7 protein-coding genes are annotated in these 6,165 nt (G+C 56.4%); 3 read left to right on the forward strand and 4 right to left on the reverse strand.

Annotation, left to right across the window (positions count from 1 at the left end; translation table 11 throughout):
• Window positions 1-339: 339 nt before the first annotated feature.
• From ACR0CW_RS22880 to ACR0CW_RS22895, 4 genes are all read right to left on the reverse strand, one after another.
• On the reverse strand, window positions 340-912 hold the full coding sequence (locus tag ACR0CW_RS22880) for a cob(I)yrinic acid a,c-diamide adenosyltransferase (protein ID WP_480789558.1): 573 nt from the start codon (window positions 910-912) through the stop codon (window positions 340-342).
• Window position 913: 1 nt separating this feature from the next.
• Complete coding sequence (locus tag ACR0CW_RS22885) at window positions 914-1,117, reverse strand: twin transmembrane helix small protein (RefSeq protein ID WP_155134799.1); 204 nt, start codon at window positions 1,115-1,117, stop codon at window positions 914-916.
• Window positions 1,118-1,195: 78 nt separating this feature from the next.
• Window positions 1,196-2,023, reverse strand: a complete 828-nt coding sequence (locus ACR0CW_RS22890; protein ID WP_480745066.1) for an SDR family NAD(P)-dependent oxidoreductase — start codon at window positions 2,021-2,023, stop codon at window positions 1,196-1,198.
• A 69-nt stretch (window positions 2,024-2,092) separates the two neighbouring features.
• Entirely contained in the window at window positions 2,093-2,722 is a 630-nt protein-coding gene (locus tag ACR0CW_RS22895) for an SH3 domain-containing protein (RefSeq protein ID WP_209015651.1), read from the reverse strand.
• Window positions 2,723-2,922: 200 nt separating this feature from the next.
• Between ACR0CW_RS22895 and parC the strand changes: the two genes are divergently transcribed.
• The 3 genes from parC to ACR0CW_RS22910 all read left to right on the forward strand — a co-directional run.
• Window positions 2,923-5,271: a DNA topoisomerase IV subunit A gene (parC, locus tag ACR0CW_RS22900; RefSeq protein WP_480789559.1), complete on the forward strand. Its 2,349-nt coding sequence runs from the start codon at window positions 2,923-2,925 to the stop codon at window positions 5,269-5,271.
• A 96-nt stretch (window positions 5,272-5,367) separates the two neighbouring features.
• Window positions 5,368-5,961 (forward strand): hypothetical protein, encoded by a 594-nt coding sequence (locus ACR0CW_RS22905; RefSeq protein ID WP_480789560.1) that lies wholly within the window; start codon window positions 5,368-5,370, stop codon window positions 5,959-5,961.
• 113 nt (window positions 5,962-6,074) lie between these two features.
• The coding region (locus ACR0CW_RS22910) for a GTP-binding protein (RefSeq protein WP_215675807.1) at window positions 6,075-6,165 on the forward strand (91 nt) is incomplete at its 3' end.

A 6,165-nucleotide genomic window follows, 5' to 3' on the forward strand; every position in this document is an offset into this window, starting at 1 on the left:
CCGCTACCGTCCGCTTTCACGCGAACCTTCACATTATAGTCAATCACGCGTTTGACAGGCACGAGTACCTTCATTTCTGCGCTTGCTCCTTACAAAAACGGTAAGCCGCGTAGCGACTCCACCAATGCTCTCGTTGGCTTAGATAACGGGTCATGTGGCCCCGCAACAGGGCAAAATCGTCACGTCATGGCGTCGGGACGTCGCGTTTCGTTATTTTTTACGTGGGGGCACGAAACAAAGTTTCCTTCGGGCTGCGCTCTGATCGTAGTTCAGCCCAGACCAGAGTGGGAGTTTACGTCTTTCCAAGTGCTCCAAAAAACGCGAGCCATACCCGGGTCTTCAGCGGTTCGCTCCAGGTACCCACAGCACGTCGTCGCGCCCACCGTTATTGGCGCAACGTGCCGCAACAAAGAACCAGTCGCTCAGGCGGTTCAGGTATTTCACGGCCACCGCGTTGACGGGTTCCATGTTGGTCAGTTCGACGGCAAGACGCTCAGCGCGACGCGACACGGTTCTGCAAACATGAAGATGGGCGGCGAGTTTTGATCCGCCGGGCAGAATAAAGCTACGCAGCGGTTCAAGCGTTTCATTCATCGTATCAATCTCAGCTTCCAACCGGTCGATCTGGGTCGGTACGATGCGAAGGGGCGGGTAGTCCGCTTCGGCATCCTGTTCCATGTCGGGGCGGCAAAAATCTGCGCCAAGATCGAACAGGTCGTTCTGGATACGGGCCAGTGCCGCATCAAAATCATCGTCAGCTTCCAGACGCGCAACGCCGACGAAAGCATTCAATTCATCGACAGTGCCATAGGCGGCCACGCGCCCCGAATACTTGGCGACACGTTCACCGTTACCCAGTGCCGTTTTTCCGTCATCGCCCGTGCGGGTATAGATTTTGTTCAGTACGACCATCTTATTGCACTCCCTGTCCGCGCAGATAGACGTAGAGCACGATCAGCACCACGGCAATGAACTGAAAGAGAATGCGAAGTTGCATCATCTTATTGCTTTTCTTGGCGGCTGCCATGCCACCTTTGCCAAAATTGGCAATGCCCAATGCCAGCACGACGACAACTGCCGCCATGGCCAGCAACAAGACGACCATCATAAGGTCCATGAATCCACCGTCCGCGTTTTTGTTGCGTTTGGCCTCATCTAGCCCTGATGGGGCAAAATGCGAACAGGTAATTTCGTCTCAGACGCCTGAAAGGATGCGGTCGATCGCCCCGGTCGGCAGGATACGTCGCAAGTATCCGGCGATGTATGTAGGCGTTGTCACGTAGTAGCGAGACTTCGGGTTCCTTGCTTCAACCGCTTTGGCAAGCTTGTCAGTGACGGCAGAAGCGGGCAATTCAAATTTGTCCGGGCCCGAATCCTCGTAAAGGCGTTTGAGAAGTGAGCCTTCATATTTGTCGCGCAAAGCGGAAGACTCCCAGTCAATAAAGCGTTCGAAGACTGGAATTGCCTTTTCGCGCAGTTTGGACGTGATTGGACCAGGCTCGATCAGGATCACCTTGATGCCTGTGTCCCGAAGTTCCAATCGCATCGTGTCGGTCAGACCCTCGATGGCATACTTGGTCGCGACATAGGCTCCGCGCCAAGGGAACGCGACAAGGCCAAGTACTGAAGAGCATTGCACGATGCGACCATGGCCTTGTTCTCGCATAACGGGAATAACCTGGCGGGTCAGTTCGTGCCAGCCAAAGACATTTGTTTCAAAGATGTGGCGTAGTCCATCCGTTGGAACATCTTCTACAGCCCCTGGCAGCCCGTGCGCGCCATTGTTGAAAAGCGCATCCAATGTTCCGCCTGTTGCCTCAATAACCTCTGCCAAACCTGAGGTAATGCTCTCAGTATCGGTATAGTCTATGCGAGGGCTTTCAAATCCTTGGGCCCGCAAGCGGTCACAATCGCGCTGCTGCCTGCACGAGGCAAAAACACGCCAGCCGCGCGCACGCATTCCGTGTGCCGCGTCCAGTCCGATTCCGGAAGAGCAGCCTGTAATTAGGATGGATTTTTGCATGACCTACCCAAAGATGTACCTCGCTCATAGCTATTGCGAGGTCTTCGGTCGCGCAATGTCACCTCTGCGTCAGTTCGGGATTTTTCGGATCAGTGAGGCCGAAATCCAGCCAACCTGTTGCTCTGGCAACACGCGCAGGCGCAGCCAACCTGTTCCGGATTCACTTAGGACTTCGACTTTTTGGCCAATTCTTGCCTTGCCGATGATTGGATAGATCGTTCCGGGGCCGTCACGCATGTTCACACGTGTACCCGATACCTCACGTATATCTTTTTCCGGTTCTGCGGGGACGGGGGTCTCGGCTGTTTCGTCTAGGGGCGCAGGGGCGACTTGTTGCAAACCGGCGGCGCCCTGTTCCAGCGAGGCCAGAGTAAACGTAGCACCATCATCATCGAACAACGTCAGATTGGTGCTCAGGCCCGAAGCTACCTGCGACAGTAGCGCATCTGTATCTGCCTCGTTCAGAGGAGATTCTGGTTCAGCTTGTGGCTCAGCCGGTTTGATGGGGCGCAGAGCAGCCCGAGTAACCAATTCTTCAGCCGGAGCAGCAACCAGAGGTTTCGGTTTTGGCTTCGGCGCTGATGCAATTTGTTGTGGTTGATCGCTGCGCATACCGCGCGGTTCAAAATCTGGTCCTCCGCTCATCACGTAGAAGGTCCAGCCAAGCATGGCAAAGGTAACAAGTATCAGGCGCGTCATGGCGCATCCCCCGGTAATCGCAACATCAAAAAATAGGCAGCAGTTCAATTGATGAGATCCTACCATATTTCGCGTGATGAGTCGAAAAAGCGGGGAAATCCGGGACTTGTCTCCCCCTGTTGCAAAAAGCGCGACTTGTCCCCAGCAAAATATGCTGTGCTTGCTTTACCAGCGGGCTCTTGCGGCGTATCACATCATATATGAACGATACGATCGACGACCCCAATATGGAGACCCCTGAGAACGGGGGCGAGATAGCCGAGCCACTGCGCCGCGCGATTGGCGAACGCTATCTGACCTATGCGCTGTCCACCATCATGCACCGGGCGTTGCCCGATGCGCGCGACGGATTGAAGCCGGTTCATCGGCGAATCCTCTATGCGATGAGAGAGCTGCGACTCAGCGCAACCGGAGGGTTCCGTAAGTCTGCGAAGATTTCCGGCGACGTGATGGGTAACTATCACCCGCATGGTGACGCAGCGATTTATGATGCGATGGCGCGTCTGGCGCAGGACTTCAACGTCCGCTACCCGCTGGTCGACGGGCAGGGGAATTTCGGCAATATCGACGGCGATAACCCGGCGGCCTCGCGATACACCGAGGCGCGGATGACCATCGTGGCCGAAGCGCTGCTTGAGGGTCTGAACGAAGACGCCGTTGATTTCCGTGACAACTATGACGGCACGCTGACCGAGCCGGTCGTGCTGCCCGCGCAGTTCCCGAACCTGCTGGCCAATGGCGCCAGCGGTATCGCGGTGGGCATGGCGACGAATATCCCGCCGCACAATATTGCCGAGCTGTGTGACGCTTGTCTGCACCTGATCAAGACGCCCGATGCGCGCGATGACACGTTGTTGAACTACGTGCCCGGTCCGGATTTCCCGACCGGCGGCGTGATCGTGGAGCCGCCCGAGAACATTGCTCAGGCCTATCGCACCGGGCGTGGTTCATTCCGTCTGCGTTGTAAATACGAAGTCGAGGATCTGGGCCGTGGCCAGTGGCAGATCATCGTCACCGAGATTCCCTATCAGGTTCAGAAATCCAAGCTGATCGAAAAGATCGCGGAACTGATCCAGACCAAGAAAATCCCGATCCTCGCCGATGTGCGCGACGAATCCGCCGATGATATTCGCCTGATCCTTGAGCCGCGTTCCAAGAACGTGGACCCTGAGGTTCTTATGGGCATGCTATACCGCAACTCGGACCTTGAGGTGCGGTTCAGCCTGAACATGAACGTGTTGATCGACGGAGTGACGCCCAAGGTCTGCTCGATGAAAGAAGTGCTCCGCGCCTTCCTGGATCATCGTCAAGAAGTTCTAATCCGTCGCTCGCGTCACCGCATGGCGAAGATCGACCACCGGCTTGAGGTGTTGGAGGGCTTTATCGTTGCCTTCCTGAACCTCGACCGTGTGATCGATATCATCCGCTACGACGACGACCCCAAAGCCGCGCTGATGCGCGAGGATTGGGGTATCGACCACGTCCGCGCCACCGACGAATCCGACTATGTCTCACCCAAAGCGGGTGAGGGCGAGTTGTCAGAGGTTCAGGTCGACGCCATCCTCAACATGCGCCTGCGCAGCTTACGCCGTCTGGAAGAGATGGAACTGGTTCGCGAACGCGATGAGCTGATGCTGGAACGCGCCAATCTCGAAGACCTGCTGGCCGATCCTGCCCTGCAATGGGCCAAGATCGCTGAGCAGTTGAAAGAGACCAAAAAAACCTTCGGCAAAGACTACGAAGGTGGCGCACGGCGGACCCAGTTCGCCGAAGCCGGACAGGTCGAGGAAGTGCCGCTTGAGGCAATGATCGACAAGGAACCGATCACGGTCGTCTGCTCTCAGATGGGCTGGATTCGTGCCATGACCGGCCATATCGATCTGAAGCGCGAGCTGAAGTTCAAAGACGGTGACGGCCCGCGTTTCATCTTCCACGCAGAAACGACCGACCGTCTGCTGGTTTTTGCCTCTAATGGCCGGTTCTACACCGTCAGTGCCGCAAACCTGCCGGGCGGGCGTGGTATGGGTGAGCCTCTGCGTCTGATGGTTGATCTACCGAACGAGGCGCAGATCATCGACATCCTGATCCACAAGCCGGGGCGCAAGCTGTTGGTGGCTTCAGACGCAGGCAACGGCTTCATGGTTCCCGAGGATGACGTTCTGGCCCAGACCCGAAACGGCAAACAGGTTCTGAACGTAAAAGGCGATGAGACCGCGATGATCTGTAAGCCGATTGCGGGCGATCACGTTGCCGTCGTGTCGCAAAACGGCAAGTTCCTTGTGTTCCCAACCGAAGAGCTACCAGAGATGACCCGTGGTAAGGGTGTGCGCCTGCAGAAGTACAACATGGCGCGTGGGCGACAGGGTACTCTGGAGTTGGATGGTGGATTGTCGGACATTACCACTTTCAACTGGGAAGAGGGACTGAAATGGTCCATGGGCGGCGACAAGACCCGCCACGAGGCTGACATGAGCCAATGGCTGGCCAAGCGTGCAAGTGTCGGGAAAAAGCCGCCTTATGGCTTCCCGCGTGACTATAAGTTTTCGTGATCAGGCGGCCATAACAGTGAAATTCCGCCGATACGGCTTGGCACAGGCCGTATCGGTGCGTTAGATCAAAGAAAAACAGGCCTATCGAGACGAGACATGTTGCGCATTCTGACACTGATCACCGGACTTGCCCTGATGGGCGCGTGCACGCAAACGCAGGTTTATGAGGAACCCGAAAGCCTTGGGGAGTTCAAACTGCGCGTGAACTATGCTTTTGCTGAAAAAGCCAAGCAGGGTCCGGTGTCGCGGGATGCAACCCCGCAGGAGTGGGAGGATGCGATCCAGAACGCGGTCAATATCCGGTTGGGCCGTTATGAAGGCGCTCAGGAATATGACATCGGGATCAGCCTGGAAGGATACATGCTGGCCCCTCCGGGCGTGCCGGTTCTCTATAACCCGAAAAGCACGGCTATCGTTCTGGTGAACGTGTACGACGTGAACAAGAAAGAATTTCTGGCCAAGGGCAAGCAGTTTCAGGTTCTGGAAGACACGACCGGGGGCAGCGCCCTGAAAGGGTCGGGCCATGAACGCACCCGAGAAGAACAGATGAGCGGTCTGGCTCTGAAAGTTGCCGACCGGGTCGAAGAGTGGTTGGCCGAAGAACACAAGGACAATGGCTGGTTCGACAGGCGTCCCGACCTGATCCAACCGCTGGAATCCACCGAGCTCACGCAAAATCCGGCATCCTAAACGGGTTTTAACGCAGGATGTGCTTGATTTTCCCCTTTGAACCAAATATCTCGCGCGCGCAGATGTAACCACGGGACCAAGGGTCCCCCAAATCGCAAAAGGGCGCCTGAGGAATGGCAAAGGAAAAGTTTGAGCGTACAAAACCGCACGTCAACATCGGCACGATTGGCCACGTTGACCACGGCAAGACCACGCTGACCGCAG

Source organism: Ruegeria sp. CH6 (assembly GCF_056537005.1).